The following is a 20,945-nucleotide window of genomic DNA, read 5'->3' on the forward strand; positions in this document are numbered from 1 at the left end:
GCAGTGACGCAGAATGTGCCAGCAGGTCGCGGCGCGCCCGCCGGTCGACCCGCGCGCGTCGGCCATGCCCGGCCGCCGGCCGGACGGAACTACCTGCCACCCCTGCTCGGACTGATCACCATCGTCATCATCGGCTTGATTTTCGCCCTGGCGGTCGGTCTGTTTCAGGGCTCCTTCACTGAAACCGTTCCGGTGACCGTGATCTCGCAACGCGCCGGCCTGGTCATGAACCCGGACGCCAAGGTCAAGATGCGCGGCGTGCAGGTGGGCAAGGTCGCCTCGATCGAATCGCTGCCCAACGGCCAAGCGGCCATTCACCTGGCGATGGATCCGTCGCAGTTGCGCTTCATTCCGGGCAACGTGCTCGTCGACATAGCGTCATCGACGGTGTTCGGCGCGAAGTCCGTCCAGTTGGTAGAACCTGACCAACCCTCGGCGCAGCGGCTACACGGTGGGCAGACGCTGCAGGGCCAGCACGTCATGATCGAAATCAACACGGTGTTCCAGCAACTGGTGTCGGTTCTGGCGGCCATCGACCCGCCGAAGCTCAACGAGTCACTTGGTGCGCTGGCACAAGCGTTCAGTGGGCGCGGCCCACAGCTTGGCCAGTCGCTGAGCGACTTGGATTCGTTTCTGGCCAGGCTGCAGCCGAGCCTTCCCGCATTCAGCCATGACCTCGAGGTCTTACCGGTAGTGTCCAACGCTTATGCCGACGCGGCACCGAACCTGGTGAGGACCGCGGCCAACGCGACGCGTATCAGCAAGACGATTGTCGATGAGCAGCACAACCTGGATGCATTGCTGATCAGCGCGATCGGCTTGGCCGACATCGGCAACGACGTCTTGTCGACGAACCGGCAACCGCTGACGAATGTGTTGCATCTGCTGGTGCCGACCACCGATCTGACCAACGAGTACCACGAGGTGTTCACCTGCGGTTTCGGGGGGCTGATAAACATAGCGCACGGTCCGCCGTTGTCGGAACCGAGCATCAACATATCGGCGAGCCTCACGTGGGGCGGTGAACGTTATCGGTATCCGACGAACCTGCCCAAGGTTGCGGCGACGGGCGGCCCGCAGTGCATGGGTCTGCCGAACCTGCCGTTCAACTCGCATCCGAAGCAATTCATCACCGATATCGGCGCCGACCCGGTGATGTACGGAAACCCACAGCTGCTGATCAACTCCGATCTCCTCAAACAGCTGCTGTACGGGCCGATCGCCGGCCCGCCACGCAACTCCGCTCAGGTCGGACAACCAGGATGAGAACACGCGCCACGCTGATCAAGTTCGCGATCTTTGCGGTCGTGATGGCGATGCTGACCGCCTTCCTGTTCTTCATCTTCGGCCAGTACCGGACGGGTGCGACGACCGGGTATTCGGCGGTGTTCACCGACGTGTCGCGTCTCAAGCCGGGGCAGTCGGTCCGGGTCGCCGGGATCCGGGTCGGCACTGTCGATAGCGTTTCGCTGCAGCCGGACAAAAAAGTTGTGGTGAAGTTCGACGCCGACCGCAGCGTCGTCCTCACCGAGGGCACCAGGGCTGCGGTCCGCTACCTGAACTTGGTGGGCGATCGCTACCTCGAACTCGTCGATGGTCCGGGCTCGACCAAGCACCTGCCGGCCGGCGGTCAGATTCCCGTCAACCGCACGGCGCCGGCGCTTGACCTCGATCTGCTGCTCGGTGGACTGAAACCCGTTACCCAGGGCCTGAATGCGCGTGATGTCAACGCGCTGACCTCAGGGTTGTTGCAGGTCTTCCAGGGACAAGGCGGGACTCTCGATTCGCTGTTCGCCAAGACGACGTCGTTTTCAAACGCCTTGGCCGACAACGATCAAACCGTGCAGCAACTGATCGACAACCTCAACATCGTGATCGGCACGATCTCCAAGGACGGCACCCAGTTCTCCGGCGCAATCGATCGCCTCGAGCGGCTTGTCAGCGGGCTGTCGGACGACCGCAACACCATCGGCTCCGCCATCGACGCCCTGGACAGGGGAACCGCCTCGCTGGCGGATCTGCTGAGCAGCGCGCGGCCGTCGCTGTCCGGCACCATAGATCAGTTGAATCGGCTGGCGCCGATCCTCGATGGCGACAAGGACCGCCTCGACGCCGCCATCGGGAAGGCGCCAAAGAACTACCGCAAGCTGGTCCGGCTCGGGGCGGACGGCGCCACAATCCCGTACTACCTCTGCCAGTTGGAGCTCCGCGGCACGGATCTTCAGGGCAGGACGGTGAAAGCTCCCATATTTAGGTCAGACGCTGGAAGGTGCACGGAACCCTGATGCTCAAGTATCACGGAGCTGGGCTTGTCAAGGCCGGACTCATCGGCGTCGTTCTGGCGGTGATGGTCATCCTCGTTGGCCTGTCACCCGACCGGTTCATCTCGTGGGCGACGATGGTCAGATACCAGGCGCTGTTTACGGAAGCCGGTGGCCTTGCGACGGGCAACCCCGTGATCGTGTCGGGCGTGAAGGTCGGCACGGTGTCGGATGTGAAGCTGCGTCACGGCGATGCCCTGGTGACGTTCGCGATGAAGGGCAACATCCTGCTGGGGTCGGAGACTTCCGCGCACATTCGTACCGGCACGCTGTTGGGCGAGCGGATGCTGACGTTGGAGTCCGCCGGCAGCGGCACGATGCATCCGATGGCTCTCATTCCGGTCTCGCGCACGTCTTCGCCTTACTCACTGACGGAAGCGGTCAGCGACCTGACAACCGACACTGCCGGAACCAACACCACGGCGCTGAACCAGTCGTTGGACACGCTGGCGGCAACGCTCGACCAGATCGCGCCCCAAATGGGGCCGGCCTTCGACGCACTCACCCGGTTATCACGCACCCTCAACAGCCGCAACAAGAACCTGGGCGAGCTATTCAAGAGCGCCGGCGACGTCACCGGGGTCCTCTCCCAACGCAGCCAGCAGGTCAACAAACTCATCCTCAACTCCGACTCCCTGCTGCAAGTGCTGGTGGCGCGTCGACAAGAGATCGTGGACCTGCTGGCCAACACGTCGGCGGTGGCCAGACAGCTGACGGCATTGGTGCACGAAAACGAAAGCAAATTGGCACCGACGCTGGAGAGGCTGAATTCGGTGACCGCGATGCTGCAAAAGAACCGCGACAATATCAGCCAAGCGCTGACGGGCCTCAAGAAATTCCAGATCACGGTCGGTGAGGGCATCTCCAGCATGTACGCCTATCAGGCGTTCGTCCCGAACTTCCTTGCCCCGCAACTCTTCCAACCGATCATCGACTACCTCTGGGGATTCCGCACCTTCGACACCACCCGCGGTCCCGGCTATCCGTCCCCGGTGCCTCGGTCGCTGACTCCCTGGCCGTACAACGGTATTCCGGTATGCCCTGGCTGCACGTTGGGCGGCCGGGTCGGAGGGTCGCAATGATCCCCCGCGCCAGGCTGGCGGCCGTGGCGGCGGTTGCCCTGGTCGTGCTCATCGTTGCCGGCGCTGCCGTTCTTGTCCGTAATACATTCTTCGGCCAACAGACGATTACCGCCTACTTCACCACCGCCACCGCGATCTATCCCAACGACGAGGTGCGGGTATCGGGTGTCAAAGTCGGCAACATCAAATCCATTCAGCCGCAGGGCACACAGGCCAAGATGACCCTCAAGGTCGACCACGGCGTGCCCATTCCGGCGGATGCGAAGGCGGTTATCGTCGCCTCGAATCTGGTGTCTGCCCGCTACGTCCAGCTCTCGCCGGCCTATCGAGACAGTGGGCCGGTCATGCGCGACGGGGGAGTCATACCGGTCGAACGGACCGCAGTGCCGGTCGAATGGGACGAGGTCAAAGCCCAATTGATGCGGCTGGCAACGGATTTGGGACCCAAGAGTGGTGTATCGGGCACGTCGGTGGGCCGGTTCATCGACAGCGCCGCCAATGCGCTGGACGGCAACGGCGACAAGCTGCGGCAAACACTCGGTCAACTGTCAGGGGTAGGCCGCATCCTCGCCAACGGTAGCGGCAACATCGTCGACATCATCAAAAACCTGCAGACCTTCGTTGGCGCGCTGCGCGACAGCAACGTCGAGATCGTGCAGTTCAATGACCGCCTGGCCACGCTCACCAGCGTGGTCAATGACAGCAAATCCGAGCTGGACGCGGCGCTGACCGATCTGTCGACCGCGGTCGGCGAGGTGCAGCGCTTCATCGCCGGGACGCGCAACCAGACCAGCGAGCAGATTGCCCGGTTGGCCGATGTCACGCAGGTCCTGGTCGATAAGCACATGGATCTGGAAAACATCCTGCACGCAGCGCCGAACGCGCTCGGCAACTTCTTCAACGACTACAACGCCGACACCGGAACCATCGTGGGAGGGTTCGGGATCATGAACTTCGCGAACCCCACCTTTTCGGGTTTGATGGTTCCGGTGCCCGTGCCCGGGTGCACGGCACTCGGTGCGATCGAGAACGTCACCGCGGTTGAATCGGGCAAGCTGTGCTCGATGTTCCTGGGTCCCGGGTTGCGGGTGCTCAACTTCAACAACCTGCCGATCCCCATCAACATATTCCTGCAGAAGTCGGTGGACCCTTCCAACATCCTCTACAGCGAACCGCGCCTGGCCCCCGGCGGCGAGGGCCCGAAACCCGGACCGCCCGAGATCCCGCCCGCGGTGTCGGCCTACACCGGCTTGCCCGGTGATCCGGTTGGACCGCCGGGGGCGGTGCCGCCGGCGCCGATACCGGGCGCGGCGATGCCGCTGCCGCCCCCGCCGACCACACCGATGCCACCACCACCGGCGCCGAGCCTTTCAGGCATGCTGCTGCCCGCAGAAGGGCCACAACAATGATCGCCCGGGTTGCGGCTCGGCGGGTGTTCGCCATCGGCTGCTGCGTGGTGCTGACGGCAACGGGATGCGCATTCCACGGCCTGAATTCACTGCCACTGCCAGGCGCGGTCGGACGTGGGCCGGGCGCCAACATCTACCACGTCGAGCTCCCGAATGTCGGTACGATGGAGTCGAATTCGCCGGTGATGATCGACGACGTCGTCGTCGGCAGTGTCGGCACGATGAAGGTGAAAGGCTGGCACGCCGACGTCGAGATCTCAGTAAAGCGCGATGTCGTCGTCCCGGCCAACGTGGTAGCCACCGTCGGTCAGACCAGCCTGCTGGGGTCGATGCATGTGGAGCTCAATACGCCGCCCGGCCAGCAGGGAAGCGGACGGCTACAGCCGGGCGCCACCATCCCGCTCAGTCGAGCATCGGCCTACCCGTCGACAGAGCAGACGCTGTCGTCGCTGGGAGCGGTCGTCAATGGCGGGGGGCTGGGACAGATCGGGGAGATCATCCACAATTTCTCCAGCGCCCTGTCCGGGCGTGAGGGCGCGGTACGTGATCTGATCACTCGCCTCGACACGTTCGTCGGAACACTGGACGATCAGCGGAACAACATCGTCGACTCGATCCAGGCGCTGAACCGGCTTGCCGGCACATTCGCCGACCAACGCGACGTTCTCACCCAGGCGCTACAGAAGATACCGCCCGCTCTCGATGTGCTGATCAAGGAGCGGCCACGGCTAACTGCCGCCCTGGACAAACTTCGCGTCTTCAGCAACACCGCCACCCGGTTGGTCAACGATTCCCAGGCCGACCTAGTCAAGAATCTCAAGAACTTGGAGCCGACCATCCGCGCGCTCGCCGACGTCGGACCGGAGTTGGGCATAGCGGTCGCGGCCGCGTTCGTGTTCCCGTTCACGCAGAACTTCGTCGATCGAGCCGTCCGGGGCGACTACTTCAACCTGCACGTCGATTTGGACCTGTCGATTCCACGGCTCAAGCGAGGACTGATGCTGGGGACCCACTGGGGGCAGCTGGACCAGCCGTTGGTACCGGCGCCCGGGGACCCGTATTACCTGCAATACACGCACGATCCGATGCATGACCCGCTGAGGCCGCCGTGGGTGGACCCGGCGAGCCTCCCTCCGCTGCCCGGGCCTCGGCCGGGTGCGGCCCCGCTGCCCGGACCCCCGCCGGCTGCGGCACCGCCGCCTGACGCTGGTCTTGGTCAAACGGCGCCGCCCGCGGAGGCGCCTCCGACGGGAGCGGGTGGATAGATGCTGACGCGCTTTGTTCGGATCCAGCTGGCGATTTTCGCGGTCGCCGGGACCATTGGCGTGATCGCGATGGTCCTGTTCTACATCCAAGCGCCGACCCTGCTGGGCATCGGTCGGATGACGGTGACGCTGGAGCTGCCGTCCACCGGCGGCCTGTACCGGTTTTCCAACGTGACCTACCGTGGGGTTCAGCTCGGTAAGGTCACCTCGGTGGGCTTGACGCCCACTGGCGCGAAAGCGACGCTGTCGCTTAGCACTTCACCGAAGGTCCCCGCGGACCTGACAGCGGAGGTGCTCAGTGTCTCTGCGGTGGGTGAACAGTACGTGGACTTGCGGCCCAAAACCGATTCGCCGCCCTACCTGCACGACGGTTCGGTCATCTCCGTGCGCGACACGACGATTCCGCAGCCGGTCGGGCCGATGCTCGACCAGGTCAATGCCTTGGTTCAAAGCATCCCGAAGACAAAACTCGGCCAATTGCTCGACGAGTCCTTCCAGGGCTTCAACGGTTCCGGTTACGACCTGGGGTCATTGATCGATTCCTCACAGACAATTTCCCGCGACGCCAACGGCGTCGTCGATCGCACCCGAGCCCTCACCGAAGACACCGGGCCGCTTCTGGATACCCAAGCACGCACCACCGATTCGATCAGGACGTGGGCACGTAGTCTCGCCGGTATCTCGGATGTGTTGGTGAACAACGATTCCCACTTCCGCACCATCCTGCAAAACGGCCCTGAGGCTGCGAACGAAGCGTCCCGGCTGTTCGAACAAATCAAACCGACGCTGCCGGTGTTGCTGGCCAACCTGACTACCATCGGGCAGATCGGCGTCACCTACCACCCCTCGCTGGAGCAGCTGCTGGTGTTGCTGCCGTCGGCGGTTGCTATCGAGCAGGCCGCCGCGGCACCAAACCATCCCGAGGGCACGGCCCAAGGCGACTTCGCGCTCACGATCGACGATCCGCCAATTTGCACGGTCGGTTTCATGCCACCCAACACATGGCGATCCCCGGACGACCTCACCGACATCGACACACCGGACGGGTTGTACTGCAAACTCCCGCAGGATTCACCGATCGGGGTTCGCGGTGCCCGCAACTATCCCTGCATGGGTCACCCGGGCAAGCGCGCGCCCACCGTCGAAATCTGCAACAGCGACAAGCCGTACATGCCGCTGGCGATGAAGCAGCACGTCCTCGGTCCCTACCCACTGGACCCCAACCTGCTCGCCCAGGGCGTCCCGCCCGATGACAGGGTTACCGCCAACGACAGAATGTTCGGCCCGGTCGAGGGAACGCCGCTGCCGCCGGGGGCGGTGCCGCGCGGCACACCGGCGGGGCCGCGGGGAGAAAGTCCACCACCGGGCACGGTTGGAGCAGCTGTTCCGCCGGTGCCGTCGTCGGGACCACCTCCGCTGGCGCCCATGTCGAGAATGTCGGCTGACCTTCCGCCCATAGCGCCACTCGACGTCCCTGCACAGGGGGAACTTCCCCCGCCACCCGCGGCGCCCGCACCCCCCGGTCCTCCCGATGCCGCACCAGCCGACCCGGCCGGCGGCGGAGGGCCGCTGGCTGCGCCAAGCTCATTCGGAGCCAACGCATCTAAGCCCGCGCCGTCGGTCGTGGTGGCAAAGTACGATCCGCGTACTGGTCGTTATGTCGGTCCGGATGGGAAGTTGTACCAGCAGTCGGATCTCGTGGCCCCGAAGGCGCCCAAGACGTGGAAGGACATGCTTCCCACCTGAAGCCGCCCCTGACACGATGCAGGCCGCGAAGCGGTCTGAGAAGGAGCGGGGCAATACAGCTACGAACGCCCGGTCAGGACAACTTGTCCAGGCGTAGCGGCATCGCGATATCAAGCCACTGATTTTGCCCGCAGGCGCCGCTCGGGCCGACCGTTTTGTCTTTTCCGGCAAAGGTCGACGACCCGAGTTGATATCCGCCGTATTCATTCACCGGATAGAAATAGAAGGTCTGCTGTCCGGTGAACGCGGTACCGTCCTCGCACCGCTCCCAGTCCGGCACCTCGCGTTTGACCTTCCACATCTCCCCGTCATTCATATATAGGGGCGCGCTCCATCCCTGGTCGCTGGTCACCGTGCCGTGGCATTCCTGAAATGTGACGCACGACGAGCTGATGGTCCATGTCTGGACGACCGTCGGCTCGCCGAAGTACTGATCATTCCTCTGCGCCCAATCGCCGATGGACGTGGCGCGGAAGGTCCCGTTAACGGCCACTTCTTCCTTGGTTGTCGCCCGGGCGATGGATGCCGTGCCCAAACCGCCGAATACAGTGGCGGCGACCAGCGTTGCGGTGGTGAGTGTTCGAACTGATCGCATCAGGTGCTCCTCGACCCGCCATAATTAACCGACATTATTAATGCGGTATCGACATTGCTTGCGGTCTTTCGTGCAATGAGATTAACACCGCTTCGGCTCCGACAAAATGGCGATTGAACCAGGAATGGCAAGCGTCACGACAGCGGATCCAACTTCGAGATCAGCCAGGAACCCTTGACTTTCGTCAACGTCACCCGGGCGGTGCTCGCAGTTGTCTGCGGTTGTGGCTTCTCCTTGCTTGTGGCGGTCTGGTTGATGAATACCAGCACGACGGCTGAATCCGGGTGCAACTCTGAGACGGCGGCGCGAACCACCTGCGCTGTCTCCGTGACGTGCTTCTGCTGTGCCAGCGCCGCGATCTGTTCTGTGAACTTGGTGTAGTAGGCGAGAAAATTACCGGTGAGATATGACTTCGCCTTGGCGAAATCACGGTCCAGGTTGTCGGGAGCGTACGACAGCACCGCGACGGCACCGTCTGACGCCGCCTGGACCGCCCGGTGCGCCGCCGCGTCGCCGACCTCCTGATCCGGCCGGTACAGAATGAAGTACAGACCGGCAGCGACGGCGACCGCGGTAACGACCAACACCGTCGCGACTATGGAACGCCACCTCGCCAAAAACCGGTGGGTCCAGCGCTTGATCGTGGCCAGTCCGTTGGTGCGAGCCGGTTCGGGGGAAGCGGGCGGCGACCCCATCTCGTCGGACGGGGTCGTTTTCATGCCGTCCAGCGACGAGCCATGCTCGACAGTCATTGCAGGAAATCGACTTTCGACATCTTGAGCTGGCCGCCGTCCCGCGTGAGGTCAACGCTGATCCGCCACATGACAGGTGGCCGATGTGTGTTGTCTGCATTGGTGACATCGGATTTCGCCGCGACAAGCACGACCGCCGAGTTGTCGCTCATCGACTCGACGGCGACGGCTTCGACGGTGGCCTTGCTGCTTACCTTCGATTCCTCCGTCTGCTTGGCCATAAAGGCTGACAGCGCTGACATTTGGCTCTTGAAGTCGCCCGTTGAGTAGTCGATGATGCGCTGGTAGTCCTCCTTGGCATGGCTGGGGTCAATCGACATCAGCGCCGTGACCCCTTTCCGGGCTGCTGCAGTGAACTCGGCCGCGAGCTGTTGTTTGTGCACGGTGGTGCGGTGCTGCCACACCATGTAACCGCTCGCTGCGAGGGAAGCCGAGGCGAGCCCAACGCCGACGCCGGCGGCTATTGTTTTCCGCCCCGGGCGTCGAAGCCAACCAGGCCGCCCGGGCCGCGGCAGTCGTAGCCGTGCCCGGGGTGACTTTGCGCGGCGCTGCTCGACATCTTGGGAAGCGGCGTCCTCGTGGGCGTCCCCGGTTTCGGCGGCCCGGCGCAGCTTCAAGAGGCGCGCGCGAGCCGCCTCGGCGCGCGCTTCAGCCTCAGCAATTTCTGCGTCCAATTCCGAGGCGGGGGTTATGGCGCCGGCGGTCGACTGCGGTTCGTCGGGATCGGTCACGTTGGCCGGGTCGCGATGGTCGGCGTCAGGTCCCTCCGGATTGTGCACGGAGAATGAGCTTATCACTTCGGTCCGGCCTCAACGGCGTCGTCGTGCGGCTGCAATTGTGGCCCTCACATGCGGAAATGCTCGCCTCGCTGGTAACGAGGCGGAGTGCGTTGGGGTAGCCCAGCGCCGACGGCTGTCGGCTTCAGGTGATCTTCTCCAACCAGGAGAATTTTCTTTTCAGATGTGGCACAGTAATCGGGTGCGATTCCTCGTGGCAATGGCTGCCGCGTTGCTCGGCGCCGGAGTGCTGGCGGCGCCGCCGTCCTCGGCCGGCCCGACCGTCTGCGACTACCCCGCGTGCACCCCGGGCATCATGCCCCATCAGGTACTCGGCGCGCCGTGTGACAACACCACCTACTACGCCTTCGGTGTCGACGACAGTAACGTTTTCCCCGCCTCGCAGCCCGGACGGCTGATGTTCTGCGGGTCGCCGAGGAGATACCAGCCGCGATGGTTCCGGTCACCCCCAATGGCGGGAGTCAAGGACGAAGGCGCCAGCTGCCAGAATTACCAGAACTACGTCGCGCAGGCGCCCGATGGCTTGTTCCTCATCTGTTATGCCCACGACGGCATCATGAGCTGGATCCGCGCCGACACATAGCAGCACCGTCGTCAGTCGTGGGCGTCCCGAGGCAGACCGAGCAGGCGCCGGCTTAAATCGGTCACCCGTTCGAGCAATGTGTCGTCGTCGATGTCGGCAACCAACGGATGCATGACCGCGGTGCTCAGCGCGCCGGAGAACATGGCGGCCTCGATCCGCCCGTCCAGACCCGCATCGCTCAGCAGCACCTGGTACAGCCGGTCCATGAACAGTTGAAACGGCTTGTGCTCGGCCAGCAATCGGACGACGACGGGGTCGAACTGCAGCGTGCGCACCAACCGGCGGTCGCGAACCGCCATCTCAATCACACGCACCAGCAGGGCATCTCGTGCTTGAGGCCCGTCCTCGTATGCTTCGGCTTCCTCGAGCGCCGGCTCGAGCCGGCCGAGTTCCCGCTCGGTCACCGCGATGACGATCTGTTCTTTGGTCCGGAACTGGTGGTAGACAGCAGCTTTCGTGATGCCTACGGCGTCAGCGATCATCTGCAGCGACGTACCGCTGACGCCGTGTGCGGCGAACAGATCCAACGCGGCATCGAGTACCCGCGTCCGGGCCGCGCTGTGCTCGATCAGCCAGAACTGCCCATCGGTGACCGGCTGCCGTGCTGTTCCCACGCTCCGAGACTAGACGACGCTATTGACCACGGCTAGCCGATCGGCTAGCTTCGCTGACTATCCGTGTCTGGGTGGCCGATCTCGTGCGGGAGGGAGTGCTGATGTCGGACGTCGACGGTGGCGATGTGCAAGGCCGGGGGTTGACGCGGGCCGTGCCGCGCCGGATCGACGGTGAGCTCATTCTGTTGTGGACGTTGCCGGTGGCAGTGATCCTCTGGGTGGCGAGCTTCTTCCTGTTTCCGGGCTTCAATCCGCCGATGTCACCCGCGATGCCGGCGGACCAGGTTGCCGCGTTCTATCGCGATCCGGCCCACCTCCCGGAGATCCGGTACAGCATGATCCTGTTCAACTGGTTCGGCGTGTGCCTCGTCCCGATCCTGGCGCTGATCGTGCTGCAGATCCGCCGCATGGCACACCGGACGCCGATCTTCTCCTATGCGATGCTGGGTTGCGTGGCCGGCGGTCCGACCCTGTTCCTGGTCGCCAACATCTGCTGGCTGCTGGCCGCCTTCCGTCCGGAACGCCGTCCTGAACTGACCCAGCTGCTCAACGATTTCGCCTGGATGACCTTCACCATCCTGGTCCCGTTCCTGATCGGGCAAAGCGTAATCCTGGCATTGGCAATATATTTCGATGATCAGCCGCGTCCGGTCTTCAATCGCTGGGTGGCCCACTTCAACCTTCTGGTGGCGGCTGCGCTGGTGCCCGCGGCCTTCGTCGGCGTGTCATTGACCGGCCCGCTCGCGTGGGACGGGTTCTTGTCGTTCTGGGTGAAAAACGTTGCCATTGCAGTCTGGATCGTCGTGATGGGCCTCGTGTTGGGACAAGCCATCTATCGGGAGCGTGCCGAGAACCGTGGGCGTCCAGAAGAACTGGTCAACGTATGAGCGCGGTGATCACGCCGCCGACGCCGCCGCCTGGCCCCTCGCATCAGCGACTCGCCTGGCATCTGCGGCACAACCCCAAGCGCGAGCTCTGGTTGGCGTGGTGGACGATGGTCGTGTTCTACAACGTCTTCTTCCCGATGTTCTTCATTGTGGCGCAAGTCCAGCCGCCGCCGCAGCCCACCTGGGACCTCGCGACGCAGGTCCACTGGTTCTCCGAACGCCATCTCGGCATACCTTTTGGCTTCGGGGTCATCTTCGCCATCAGCGGAATGATCGCTATCAACAATGCCCTCATCGCGTACTCGATGCGACGCATGTCCGTCAGCCGCGCATTCGGCTATTCGTATCTGATCATCTACTCGCTCAGTGCGGTTCCCGGGATGCTGCTGCTCTGTATCGCGCTGATCGTCGGGACGTTGCGGCCGGGGCGCGACCCCGAAGCGATCGGCTGGCTCTACGACTTCGCCTTTTTATCTTTCGACGGCACCATGGGAGTGTTCCTGATTGGCTCGCTGATCTGGATGGTGGCGATTCTGCTCGACAAGAATCGCGTATTCCCCAAGTGGTTCGGCTATCTCAACCTGTGCAACGCGTTGACCGAGGTTGTCGTGTCACCGTGCTGGATCTTCCAGCGGGGTGTGTTGGCCTGGAATGGCCAGATCGCTTGGTGGTTGGACATGGTGGTGTTCGGCGTCTACCAGGTCACTTTCATTGTCATGCTGTTTCAGATGATCCGCCGTGAGGACTTGGGCACCGGGCCGCTGCCCGACCTGCCGCGGAAACGGAAAGCCGGGCACGCCGATGTTAAGGCGGCGGCCTGATGTCCCAACCCGGCGAAGCGAGTCAACGTGCCCGATTCGTGCCGGGTCAGCCCGACATGTGGGCGTTCGTATTGTTCGAGACGCTGGTCTTCACCGGGTATTTCGGTTTTTACCTGTTCTACCGTGCCCGCAGCCCCGAGCTCTTTCTGCATGCGCAGGCGCAGCTTGACCTACGGGTCGGGGTTTTCAACACCCTTGTCTTGCTGCTGAGCTCGTGGTCGGTGGCGCGGTGTGTCCAGTCGGCCCGCGTCGGTGCCTACCGTGCGGCGCTGCGAGACGTGTTCATCACGAGCGCGTTCGCCGCCGTTTTTCTCGTCTTCAAGGTGTTCGAGTGGGCCCGCTTGGTGCACATGGGAAATGGATTGGACAGCAACGACTTCTTCACCTACTACTTCTTTCTCACCGGCATCCACTTCGTGCATCTGCTGATCGGCTTCGTCGCCCTCGGCGTCATCGTCTACCAACTTCGCGGCCCGGCGCGACGCTCGCAGGAGCTCGTCGAAACGTGCGCGACCTACTGGCACACGGTCGACTTCTTGTGGGTGCTGATCTTCGCGTTGCTGTATGTGGTGAGGTGACAAGTGAAGTTCAACAAGAGGCTGCTGATCGTCTGGCTGATCCTGGCGTCGCTCACGCTGGCCTATCTATGGATAGATCATTCCGTCGGTGGATCGCTGAAATCCAGCGCGGTTGTCACGTCGAGCGTCATCGTGATCGCACTTGTCAAAGTGCGCATCATTTTTCGCGAGTTCATGGAGGTGCGAAACGCTCCGGTGCTGCTGTGCCGGCTTACCGACGCATGGGTGGTGCTGATGGCCGTCGCCTTGCTCAGCTGCTACTTCGTCGGTGTGCAGATCCGGTAGCGCTTTGCGAGTGATGCGTTTCTAGGCCACCGGCGCGACCGCGTCGGCGGTGGTGAATTTCAGGTGCAGTTCGCTCAGGCCCCGCAGGATGTAGGTCGGCTCGTAGGTGTAGCGACGTTCGGCTGCCGGCCCGTGATGGAGTTCGTTGATTTCGATGCGCGGCATCCGGTCCAGGATCCGTTCGATTGAGACACGCCCCTCGACGCGGGCGAGCGGCCCACCGGGACACGAGTGCACGCCACGCGCAAACGCCATGTGTTCGCGGACGTTCTTGCGGTGCAGGTTGAACTCGTGCGGATTGTCGAACCGGCGCGGGTCGCGGTTGGCCGCTCCCGGCAAGATCATCACCACGGTGCCCGCGGGGATCTCGACACCGCCGATGTTCGTTGCCCTACGGGCCAGACGCGAATCGCTCTTGACGGGGCTGTCCATGCGCAGCGATTCCTCGATGAACCCGGGAATCAGACTGCGGTCGTTACGCAGTTGTTGCTGGATGTCCGGCCGGTCGCCGAGCACCTGCAACGCGGCGCTGAGCAGCTTGGCGGTGGTTTCCTGTCCGGCGGCGAAGAGGAACGTTGCCGAGCGGACGACCTCGATCACCGGGGGCGTCGAGCCGTCCGGATACTTGGCTTCCGCGAGGAAGGTCAGCACGTCGCCACGCGGCTCGCGTCGCCGATCCTCGATGTAGTTGCAGAACTTGTCGTCGAGCCACTCCAGCGGGTTGATGCCGACCGACTCGTGGTCCAGAGCGCCCACCCGCGCCTCGGGGCGGTCGGCGCCCAAGACCTTACGGAACTCCTTGTGGTCCTCTTCCGGGACGCCGAGCAGGTCGGCGATCACCAAGGTGGCGAAGGGCTTTGAGTATTCGGCGATGAATTCGCACTCGCCGTTGTGCAGGAACTCGTCTAGCTGACGGTCGGCGAGGCTCCACATGAACTCCTCGTTCTGCTTCAGCCGGCTCGGAGTCAGCAGCTTGGCCAGCACCGAGCGGGCCCGAGTGTGGTCCGGCGGATCCATGGTGACCATGTGCTCATTCATCGGGAACGAACTGCGGTGCGCATCGATCTGTGCGCTGATGTCGTCGCCTTGGGGTGTAAACGGGAGCGGGGGGAACGGCCCGCCGAGCGCGACGATGTTGGAGAAGGTCTCCGGATCCTTGTATATCTCGCAGGCTTCGTCGTAGCCGGTAACCGCGACGACGCCGTAGTGCGGCAGGCGCAGCACCGGGTTCTGACTGCGCAGGTAGTCGAAGTAAGGGTGCGGATCTGGGACCAGTGACGGATCGGTGAAGAAGTCGATCGAGTCGTAGGTGCTCATCGGATTGCGTCTCCCTGGGCTGGGTTTACCGGCGGTATTCGGCGGAAATCGGTACCGCCGCCCGATCTCGAGAATCGAAAATGTGCTGAGCACCTGCTTAGCATGGCGGTAATGTCAGGGTCAAGATCGCAACGCCGTGGCGACACGACCTTGGCTACGATCTGCATGGTCGATACTGGGACGTCGGGGAAGTCGTCGAGAGTACGGAGCGAAGGCATGGCATCTGCTCCCGGGGTCCGCAGGATCGGAGCGCCGGACGCGAAGAATCGCGGCCTGCTGCTCGACGCAGCCGAACAGCTCATGCTCGAAGAGGGCTATGCCGCGGTGACCTCGCGGCGTCTGGCCGGCAGAGCGGGGTTGAAACCGCAGTTGGTGCACTACTACTTCCGCACCATGGAGGAGCTGTTCCTCGAAGTCTTCCGGCGCCGTGCCGAAGAAGGCCTTGAAGTGCAGGCGCAAGCGCTGCAGTCGGACCAGCCGTTGTGGGCGGTGTGGCGGTTCGGGACCGATCCCGCGTTCACTCAGATCTCGATGGAATTCATGGCGCTGGCGAATCATCGCAAGGAGATGCGGACCGAAATCGCTTACTACGCCGAACGTTTCCGCGAAGAGCAGCGCAAAGCGGTGGCCGCCGCGTTGCAACGCTACGGCGCGGAAAACGAGGACGTGCCGGCGGTGGTCTGGACAGTGTTGATGACTAGCTTGTCGCGGTTCCTGGTGCTCGAGCAGGCGATCGGCATGTCCGGTGGCCACGCCGAAACCGTGGAGTTGGTCGAAAGCTATCTGCGTCGCCTGGAAGGCGAGCCGCGACCCATCGAAGGTATGCCGCCGACCTGGGTGGTTCACCAGTTGCGCAGCGAACAGAGCACGCCCTTGGGGCCGTCCTTGGATACGACGACGGCTCCATCTACCGCCAGATCACAGTGAAGCCCCGGCGTGCCGGGCTCCGTGCCGGTGCTGGCCACGACCATCGCGTAATTGTCGGGATCCGACATATCCAGATCGAAGCTCCACGGCTTCCCCGGGCCGAGATCGACGTCGACGTGCGGTGTGAACGAGTAGGGGTTGTGGCTGTAGTCGGAAAACATGGCCGGCTGGTGGTCCAGGTAATAGATATCGGTGTAAATCGGATTCTGCGCGGTGACGGTGTACTTGACGTGATGCATGACGGGGTCGGCGTGGGCGTGTCCGGCGCTCGCCAGTGAACCCGACCCACCCGCCAGCACCGCCAACAAAGCCGCCGCGCCCGCGGCCGCCAGTCTGCCCATCATTTCGCTCCTCCGGCCGCCCGTCGCGCACTCGTGGTGCGGTTCATCACCCGCTCTGCGGCCCGCCAGTGTGCGTCGGCAACCCAGAGTCGTGCGAAGGATGCTATCGCTTCGTCTGCCGAAACTCCGCTGATTACGCGCTTTATCTCGGTCGCCGGGTGGCGAGCCAGCGACCTCGCGATGGATTGCCACCCCTCGTCGAACGAGGCGCGGGGGAACACCCGGTCCACCAAGCCGACCCGCTGGGCCTCGTCCGCGGTGAGGGCGGTTCCGGTGCCGGCCAACAACAGCGCCCGGCTTTTTCCGACAAGCTCGGCCAGCCGCTCGGCGCCGCCCCAGGCCGGCATGATCGCCAGCTCCACCTGATTGAAGGCGATCTTGACGTCGTCGGCCGCCAGCCGGATGTCGGCGGCGACTGCGACTTCGGCGCCGCCGCCGAAGGCGTGGCCATTCAGCGCGGCGATCACGGGAGCCGGGAAGCTGGCAAGCTGATCGCAGATCGCCCGCATCCGCTTGGCCATCGCCGCGGCATCCTCTTCGGTGCGCAGCGCGCGCAGCTCCTTGAGGTCGCCGCCGGATACGAAAGCCCGATCACCGGCGCCCTTGATCACCAGCGTCTTTGCGCCGGCCGCCGCGTCGAGCGCCTTTTCCAGCTGCTGCATGGTGTCCAGCGCGATGGCATTGCGCGCGTGCGGGCGATCGATGGTCAGCACCGCCAACCCGTCGTCGATCTCCAGGTCCACCATGCGTATTGCTCCTTGGACGAGACGGACGATATTGGCATTCTCTTAGCGCGAGAATAACATCGTCGCTGCAGGCCGAAGAGCCTTCGTCAGCGTAGATGGGAGTGCCCGTGCGGGATCAGATCGCGGCCACGGCCGCGGCGGCGCTCGCCGTCACCATGCTGGGGGCGTGCACTGCGCGGCCGTCTACCCAGCTCTCCAGCACGGCATCGGTGACCGTCAACGGAAACGACACGAAGTTCAACGTCGTCAAGTGCGGTCAACGGGAATGGACCCGGACGATCGACATCGGCGGCGACTTCGCCGGAGCCAAGGTCATCGTCGACGAGCGAGCGGAGCCGGTCACCGCCGAGTCGGTCCATATCCGCAATCTGGGTGGTTTCACCGGCATGTACTCCCGAGGCAGCGAGGGCGACGCGGAAACGAGTCTGAGCGGTGACAGGTTCACCATCTCCGGTACCGCGCACGGCTACAAGGCCGACAAACCCAACGAACCGGCGACGGCCACCTTCAAAATCGTCACGGCTTGCTGACCGGTCCTTCGAAGATCTTGGGGACCACGTTGCGGTTCGGCGCCCGGAGAGAATAGTATTCTCGTAAATTAAGAAGGAGGATTCCATGGGCCAGCTGTCTCATCGGGAGGACGTCCCGTTTCCAATCTTTGACGCGGATAACCATCTCTACGAGCCGCCGGAAGCGCTGACCAAGTTCCTGCCCAAGGAGTACAAGGACTTCGTCCAGTACGTGCAGATCAACGGGCGCACCAAGATCGCGATCCGCGGCCACATCAGCAACTACATTCCCAACCCGACCTTCGAGGTCGTCGCCCGGCCGGGCGCCTGGGAGGAGTACTTCAAGTACGGCAACCCGGAGGGCAAGAGCAAGCGCGAGCTGTTCGGTGAGCCGATGCGCGCGATCCCGGCGTTCTTCGAGCCCGGCCCGCGCCTGGAGAAGATGAACGAGCTGGGCCTGGACCGCACCCTGATGTTCCCGACGCTGGCCAGCCTGATCGAGGAGCGGCTGCGCGACGACCCGGTCGCCATCCATGTCCTGATCCATGCGCTGAACCAGTGGCTCGATGAGGTCTGGGGCTTCAACTACCAGAACCGGATCTTCACCACCCCGGTCATCACCCTGCCGATCGTCGAGAAGGCGATCGAGGAGCTGGAGTGGGCGGTCAAGCGTGGTGCCCGCTGCATCCTGGTCCGTCCGGCGCCGGTCCCCGGCTTCCGTGGCCCGCGGTCGTTCGCGGTGCCCGAGTTCGACCCGTTCTGGGAGCGGGTCGTCGAGCACGACGTGCTGGTCGGCATGCACTCCAGCGACAGTGGTTATTCCCGGTACACCTCCGAATGGGACGGTGCCGAGCAGGAGATGCTGCCGTTCCAGACCAATGCGATGGGCATCCTCAACGAGTGGCGGCCGATCCAGGACTCGGTGGGGTCGTGGGTGATCCACGGCGCGCTGTACCGCCATCCCAAGCTGAAGGTCGCGATCGTCGAGGCCGGTTCGAAGTGGATGTCGCCGCTGCTGGACGGCTTGGCCGAGGTCTTTAAGAAGGCCCCGGAGGCTTTCCCCAGCGACCCGGTCGAGATGGTCAAGAACCGGATCCACGTCAGCCCGTTCTTCGAGGACGGCATCGACGATCTGGTCAACCTCGTCGGTGTGGATAAGGTTTTGTACGGCTCGGACTGGCCGCACCCGGAAGGGCTGGCGGAGCCGACGTTCTACGTCAACGCGCTGTCGCACCTGTCGGTCGACGACCAGGCAAAGATCATGGGCGGCAACCTCGGTCGGCTCGTCACGGTGTGACAGGCCAGCCAAATCGGGCATGGCAGACCATCCCCGAGATGGTCTTGAGCGCGGCGGACCGCTTCGGTGACGCGGAAGCGGTCGTAGACGGTCCGCTGCGCTTCACATTCTCCGAGGTGGTCGAGCGAATACGTTGTGCCGCGGGCGCATTCGCTGACCTCGGTATCGGCAAGGGCGACCGGGTCGCCATCTGGGCGCCCAACTCGGCGGAGTGGATCATCGCGGCTTTCGGTCTGCTCACCGCCGGCGGCGTGCTGGTCCCGGTCAATACGCGGTTCAAGGCCGACGAAGCGGGCGACATCATCACCCGCAGCAAGGCGAAGGCCGTCTTGGTTCAGAAGGGATTCCTGGGGCAGGACTACACCGCGCCCGCCGGGATACCGGTCATCGATCTGAAATCGGACTTCCTTTCCGGCGGCTCGCCGTTCGAGTGCGCGGTGAGCGGCACCGACATCGCCGACGTCATCTTCACCTCGGGCACGACCGGTCGTCCGAAGGGCGCGATGATGAATCATCGCCAGACGCTGCGGATGTATGAGGAATGGGCGACGCTCGCTGACCTGCGCGAGGGCGACCGCTACTTGCAGATCAACCCGTACTTTCACACGTTCGGCCTGAAGGCTGGACTCATCACGTCCTTTCTGCGCGGTGCGACGATGCTGCCGGTCGCGGTCTTCGACGTCGAGACCGTGGTGAATCTCATTGAACGCGAACGTGTCACGATGTTGCCCGGGCCGCCCACGCTGTACCACTCGTTGCTGACGGTTCGTGACAAAGCCAAGCTGTCGACGTTGCGGGCGGGCGTGACCGGCGCCGCCGACATCCCCGTCGAACTGGTCCGCCGCATCCACGGCGAATTGCCGTTCCAGACTCTGATGACCGGGTACGGGCTGACCGAGGCGGGCAATGTCACCTTGTCGCGGCCCGGCGATTCGTTCGAGGACGTCGCCACCACGGCGGGCCTGCCCTGCGACGGGGTCGAGGTGCGCATCGCCGACGACGGCGAGGTGCTGGTCCGCGGCTACGGCGTCATGCAGGGCTACCTCGACGACCCGGAGGGCACCGCCGCGGCGATCGATACGGACGGCTGGTTGCACACCGGCGATCTGGGCCGCCTCGATGCGGCGGGTCGGCTGCGGATCGACGGGCGCAAGAAAGACATGTTCATCGTGGGCGGTTTCAACGCCTACCCGGCGGAGATCGAGGGTTACCTGCTGGAGCATCCGGCTGTGGCGCAAGCCGCCGTCATCGGGGTGCCCGACGATCGCCTTGGCCAGGTGGGCAAGGCCTTTGTGGTGGCGAAAACGCAGGTATCCGAGGATGACCTGCTGATATGGTGCCGAGAGCGGATGGCAGGATTCAAAGCGCCGAGATCCATCGAGTTTCTCGACGAGCTGCCGCTGAATGCCACGGGGAAAGTGATGAAGGATCAACTCCGTTGAGTGACGGTGACATTCATTCGATGGTGATCGCGTCGGACTATCGTGTGCCCGATCCCAGCCGGGTATGGCCGCTGCTCGAGCGCAGGAAGGCGGCGCTGGCCGACATCGGCGCCCACCACGTCCTGGTCTACACCTCGACGCATGACTACGGCCGGGTGCTGGTGATGATCGGAGTCCACAGCCGCGAGCCGATCGTGGAGTTGCTGCGTTCGCGGGTCTTCTTCGACTGGTTCGACGCGGCCGGCGTCGACGACATTCCCGCGGTCTTCGCCGGTGAGATCGTCGACAGGTTCGTTCCGGCGCCCACCGCGACTCCGGAGGCGCCCGGCGTGGTGGTCGCCACCATCGCCTCCGTCCACGACGTGTCGGCCCTCACCGCCGAAGTTGCCTCGGCCACGGACAGATTCGTCGCGGCCGGCATCCGCAAGACCTGGATCTTCCAGGCCTTCGACGATGAGCACGAGGTGCTGATCATGTCGGAGTTGCCCGACGAAGAGAGCGCGCGGCGGTGGATCGAGCATCCTGACGCCGCGGCCGAGTGGATATCGGGCGCCGGAGTGGGGCCCTACCCGCCGATATTCGTCGGCCGATTCACCAACATGATGCGCATCGAGGCGGACTGAGCGGCGGC

The 20,945-nt window shown here is 63.9% G+C and carries 23 protein-coding genes; 16 read left to right on the forward strand and 7 right to left on the reverse strand.

Annotated elements, in window-relative coordinates; all coding sequences use genetic code 11:
- Window positions 1–3: 3 nt before the first annotated feature.
- Genes AWC17_RS09125 through AWC17_RS09150 form a run of 6 tightly spaced genes read left to right on the forward strand, consistent with a single transcriptional unit; the run spans window position 4 to window position 7,823 of the window.
- Window positions 4–1,266 carry an MCE family protein gene (locus tag AWC17_RS09125; protein ID WP_046181775.1) on the forward strand — a complete coding sequence of 421 codons (1,263 nt, stop codon included), beginning with the start codon at window positions 4–6 and terminating at the stop codon, window positions 1,264–1,266.
- Window positions 1,263–2,285 carry an MCE family protein gene (locus tag AWC17_RS09130; RefSeq protein ID WP_046181776.1) on the forward strand — a complete coding sequence of 341 codons (1,023 nt, stop codon included), beginning with the start codon at window positions 1,263–1,265 and terminating at the stop codon, window positions 2,283–2,285. Before AWC17_RS09125 ends, AWC17_RS09130 begins: the two co-directional genes overlap by 4 nt.
- The gene (locus AWC17_RS09135) at window positions 2,285–3,403 is read left to right on the forward strand and encodes an MCE family protein (RefSeq protein ID WP_046181800.1); all 1,119 of its coding nucleotides are present in this window, start codon (window positions 2,285–2,287) and stop codon (window positions 3,401–3,403) included. The genes AWC17_RS09130 and AWC17_RS09135 overlap by 1 nt, the downstream gene beginning before the upstream one ends.
- Entirely contained in the window at window positions 3,400–4,812 is a 1,413-nt protein-coding gene (locus tag AWC17_RS09140; RefSeq protein ID WP_082147480.1) for an MCE family protein, read from the forward strand. Before AWC17_RS09135 ends, AWC17_RS09140 begins: the two co-directional genes overlap by 4 nt.
- Window positions 4,809–6,077: an MCE family protein gene (locus AWC17_RS09145; RefSeq protein ID WP_046186527.1), complete on the forward strand. Its 1,269-nt coding sequence runs from the start codon at window positions 4,809–4,811 to the stop codon at window positions 6,075–6,077. The genes AWC17_RS09140 and AWC17_RS09145 overlap by 4 nt, the downstream gene beginning before the upstream one ends.
- Window positions 6,078–7,823, forward strand: coding sequence for an MCE family protein (locus AWC17_RS09150; RefSeq protein WP_046186526.1), 1,746 nt, complete (start codon window positions 6,078–6,080; stop codon window positions 7,821–7,823). It begins immediately after the preceding gene.
- A gap of 73 nt (window positions 7,824–7,896) precedes the next feature.
- Here the strand turns inward: AWC17_RS09150 and AWC17_RS09155 are convergent, their stop codons facing one another.
- From AWC17_RS09155 to AWC17_RS09165, 3 genes are all read right to left on the reverse strand, one after another.
- The gene (locus AWC17_RS09155; RefSeq protein ID WP_046186525.1) at window positions 7,897–8,418 is read right to left on the reverse strand and encodes an Rv2253/PknI dimerization domain-containing protein; all 522 of its coding nucleotides are present in this window, start codon (window positions 8,416–8,418) and stop codon (window positions 7,897–7,899) included.
- A gap of 134 nt (window positions 8,419–8,552) precedes the next feature.
- Window positions 8,553–9,170 carry a hypothetical protein gene (locus AWC17_RS09160; RefSeq protein WP_046186524.1) on the reverse strand — a complete coding sequence of 206 codons (618 nt, stop codon included), beginning with the start codon at window positions 9,168–9,170 and terminating at the stop codon, window positions 8,553–8,555.
- Window positions 9,167–9,949, reverse strand: coding sequence for a hypothetical protein (locus tag AWC17_RS09165; RefSeq protein ID WP_047321828.1), 783 nt, complete (start codon window positions 9,947–9,949; stop codon window positions 9,167–9,169). The genes AWC17_RS09160 and AWC17_RS09165 overlap by 4 nt, the downstream gene beginning before the upstream one ends.
- 181 nt (window positions 9,950–10,130) lie before the next feature.
- On the opposite strand from AWC17_RS09165, the gene AWC17_RS09170 reads away from it, so the two are divergent.
- A complete protein-coding gene (locus AWC17_RS09170; RefSeq protein ID WP_197083388.1) occupies window positions 10,131–10,550 on the forward strand; it encodes a hypothetical protein in 420 nt (139 codons plus the stop codon).
- Window positions 10,551–10,561: 11 nt separating this feature from the next.
- Here AWC17_RS09170 and AWC17_RS09175 read toward each other — a convergent pair whose 3' ends face one another.
- Window positions 10,562–11,164, reverse strand: a complete 603-nt coding sequence (locus AWC17_RS09175) for a TetR/AcrR family transcriptional regulator (RefSeq protein ID WP_046183475.1) — start codon at window positions 11,162–11,164, stop codon at window positions 10,562–10,564.
- Window positions 11,165–11,265: 101 nt separating this feature from the next.
- Here AWC17_RS09175 and AWC17_RS09180 point away from each other — a divergent pair, with 101 nt between their 5' ends.
- Genes AWC17_RS09180 through AWC17_RS09195 form a run of 4 tightly spaced genes read left to right on the forward strand, consistent with a single transcriptional unit; the run spans window position 11,266 to window position 13,735 of the window.
- A complete protein-coding gene (locus AWC17_RS09180; RefSeq protein WP_046183478.1) occupies window positions 11,266–12,051 on the forward strand; it encodes a hypothetical protein in 786 nt (261 codons plus the stop codon).
- Window positions 12,048–12,872: a hypothetical protein gene (locus tag AWC17_RS09185; protein ID WP_046183474.1), complete on the forward strand. Its 825-nt coding sequence runs from the start codon at window positions 12,048–12,050 to the stop codon at window positions 12,870–12,872. Before AWC17_RS09180 ends, AWC17_RS09185 begins: the two co-directional genes overlap by 4 nt.
- Window positions 12,872–13,450 (forward strand): cytochrome c oxidase subunit 3 family protein, encoded by a 579-nt coding sequence (locus AWC17_RS09190; protein ID WP_046183473.1) that lies wholly within the window; start codon window positions 12,872–12,874, stop codon window positions 13,448–13,450. Before AWC17_RS09185 ends, AWC17_RS09190 begins: the two co-directional genes overlap by 1 nt.
- Before the next feature lie 3 nt (window positions 13,451–13,453).
- A complete protein-coding gene (locus AWC17_RS09195) occupies window positions 13,454–13,735 on the forward strand; it encodes a cytochrome C oxidase subunit IV family protein (RefSeq protein ID WP_046183472.1) in 282 nt (93 codons plus the stop codon).
- A gap of 21 nt (window positions 13,736–13,756) precedes the next feature.
- Here the strand turns inward: AWC17_RS09195 and AWC17_RS09200 are convergent, their stop codons facing one another.
- Window positions 13,757–15,052, reverse strand: a complete 1,296-nt coding sequence (locus AWC17_RS09200) for a cytochrome P450 (RefSeq protein ID WP_046183471.1) — start codon at window positions 15,050–15,052, stop codon at window positions 13,757–13,759.
- 216 nt (window positions 15,053–15,268) lie between these two features.
- On the opposite strand from AWC17_RS09200, the gene AWC17_RS09205 reads away from it, so the two are divergent.
- Window positions 15,269–15,979: a TetR/AcrR family transcriptional regulator gene (locus AWC17_RS09205; RefSeq protein WP_046183470.1), complete on the forward strand. Its 711-nt coding sequence runs from the start codon at window positions 15,269–15,271 to the stop codon at window positions 15,977–15,979.
- Here AWC17_RS09205 and AWC17_RS09210 read toward each other — a convergent pair.
- Window positions 15,895–16,218 (reverse strand): hypothetical protein, encoded by a 324-nt coding sequence (locus tag AWC17_RS09210; protein ID WP_082122968.1) that lies wholly within the window; start codon window positions 16,216–16,218, stop codon window positions 15,895–15,897. The genes AWC17_RS09205 and AWC17_RS09210 overlap by 85 nt on opposite strands.
- Before the next feature lie 101 nt (window positions 16,219–16,319).
- Entirely contained in the window at window positions 16,320–17,066 is a 747-nt protein-coding gene (locus AWC17_RS09215; protein WP_046183468.1) for an enoyl-CoA hydratase/isomerase family protein, read from the reverse strand.
- A 95-nt stretch (window positions 17,067–17,161) separates the two neighbouring features.
- Here AWC17_RS09215 and AWC17_RS09220 point away from each other — a divergent pair, with 95 nt between their 5' ends.
- From AWC17_RS09220 to AWC17_RS09235, 4 genes are all read left to right on the forward strand, one after another.
- Window positions 17,162–17,596: a lipoprotein LpqH gene (locus AWC17_RS09220; RefSeq protein ID WP_414738839.1), complete on the forward strand. Its 435-nt coding sequence runs from the start codon at window positions 17,162–17,164 to the stop codon at window positions 17,594–17,596.
- A gap of 85 nt (window positions 17,597–17,681) precedes the next feature.
- Window positions 17,682–18,872 carry an amidohydrolase family protein gene (locus AWC17_RS09225; protein ID WP_046183467.1) on the forward strand — a complete coding sequence of 397 codons (1,191 nt, stop codon included), beginning with the start codon at window positions 17,682–17,684 and terminating at the stop codon, window positions 18,870–18,872.
- 38 nt (window positions 18,873–18,910) lie between these two features.
- Entirely contained in the window at window positions 18,911–20,314 is a 1,404-nt protein-coding gene (locus AWC17_RS09230; protein WP_046183466.1) for a FadD3 family acyl-CoA ligase, read from the forward strand.
- On the forward strand, window positions 20,311–20,937 hold the full coding sequence (locus tag AWC17_RS09235) for a hypothetical protein (RefSeq protein ID WP_046183465.1): 627 nt from the start codon (window positions 20,311–20,313) through the stop codon (window positions 20,935–20,937). The genes AWC17_RS09230 and AWC17_RS09235 overlap by 4 nt, the downstream gene beginning before the upstream one ends.
- Window positions 20,938–20,945 lie beyond the last annotated feature (8 nt).

This window comes from Mycobacterium nebraskense, assembly GCF_002102255.1.
Classification (GTDB): domain Bacteria; phylum Actinomycetota; class Actinomycetes; order Mycobacteriales; family Mycobacteriaceae; genus Mycobacterium; species Mycobacterium nebraskense.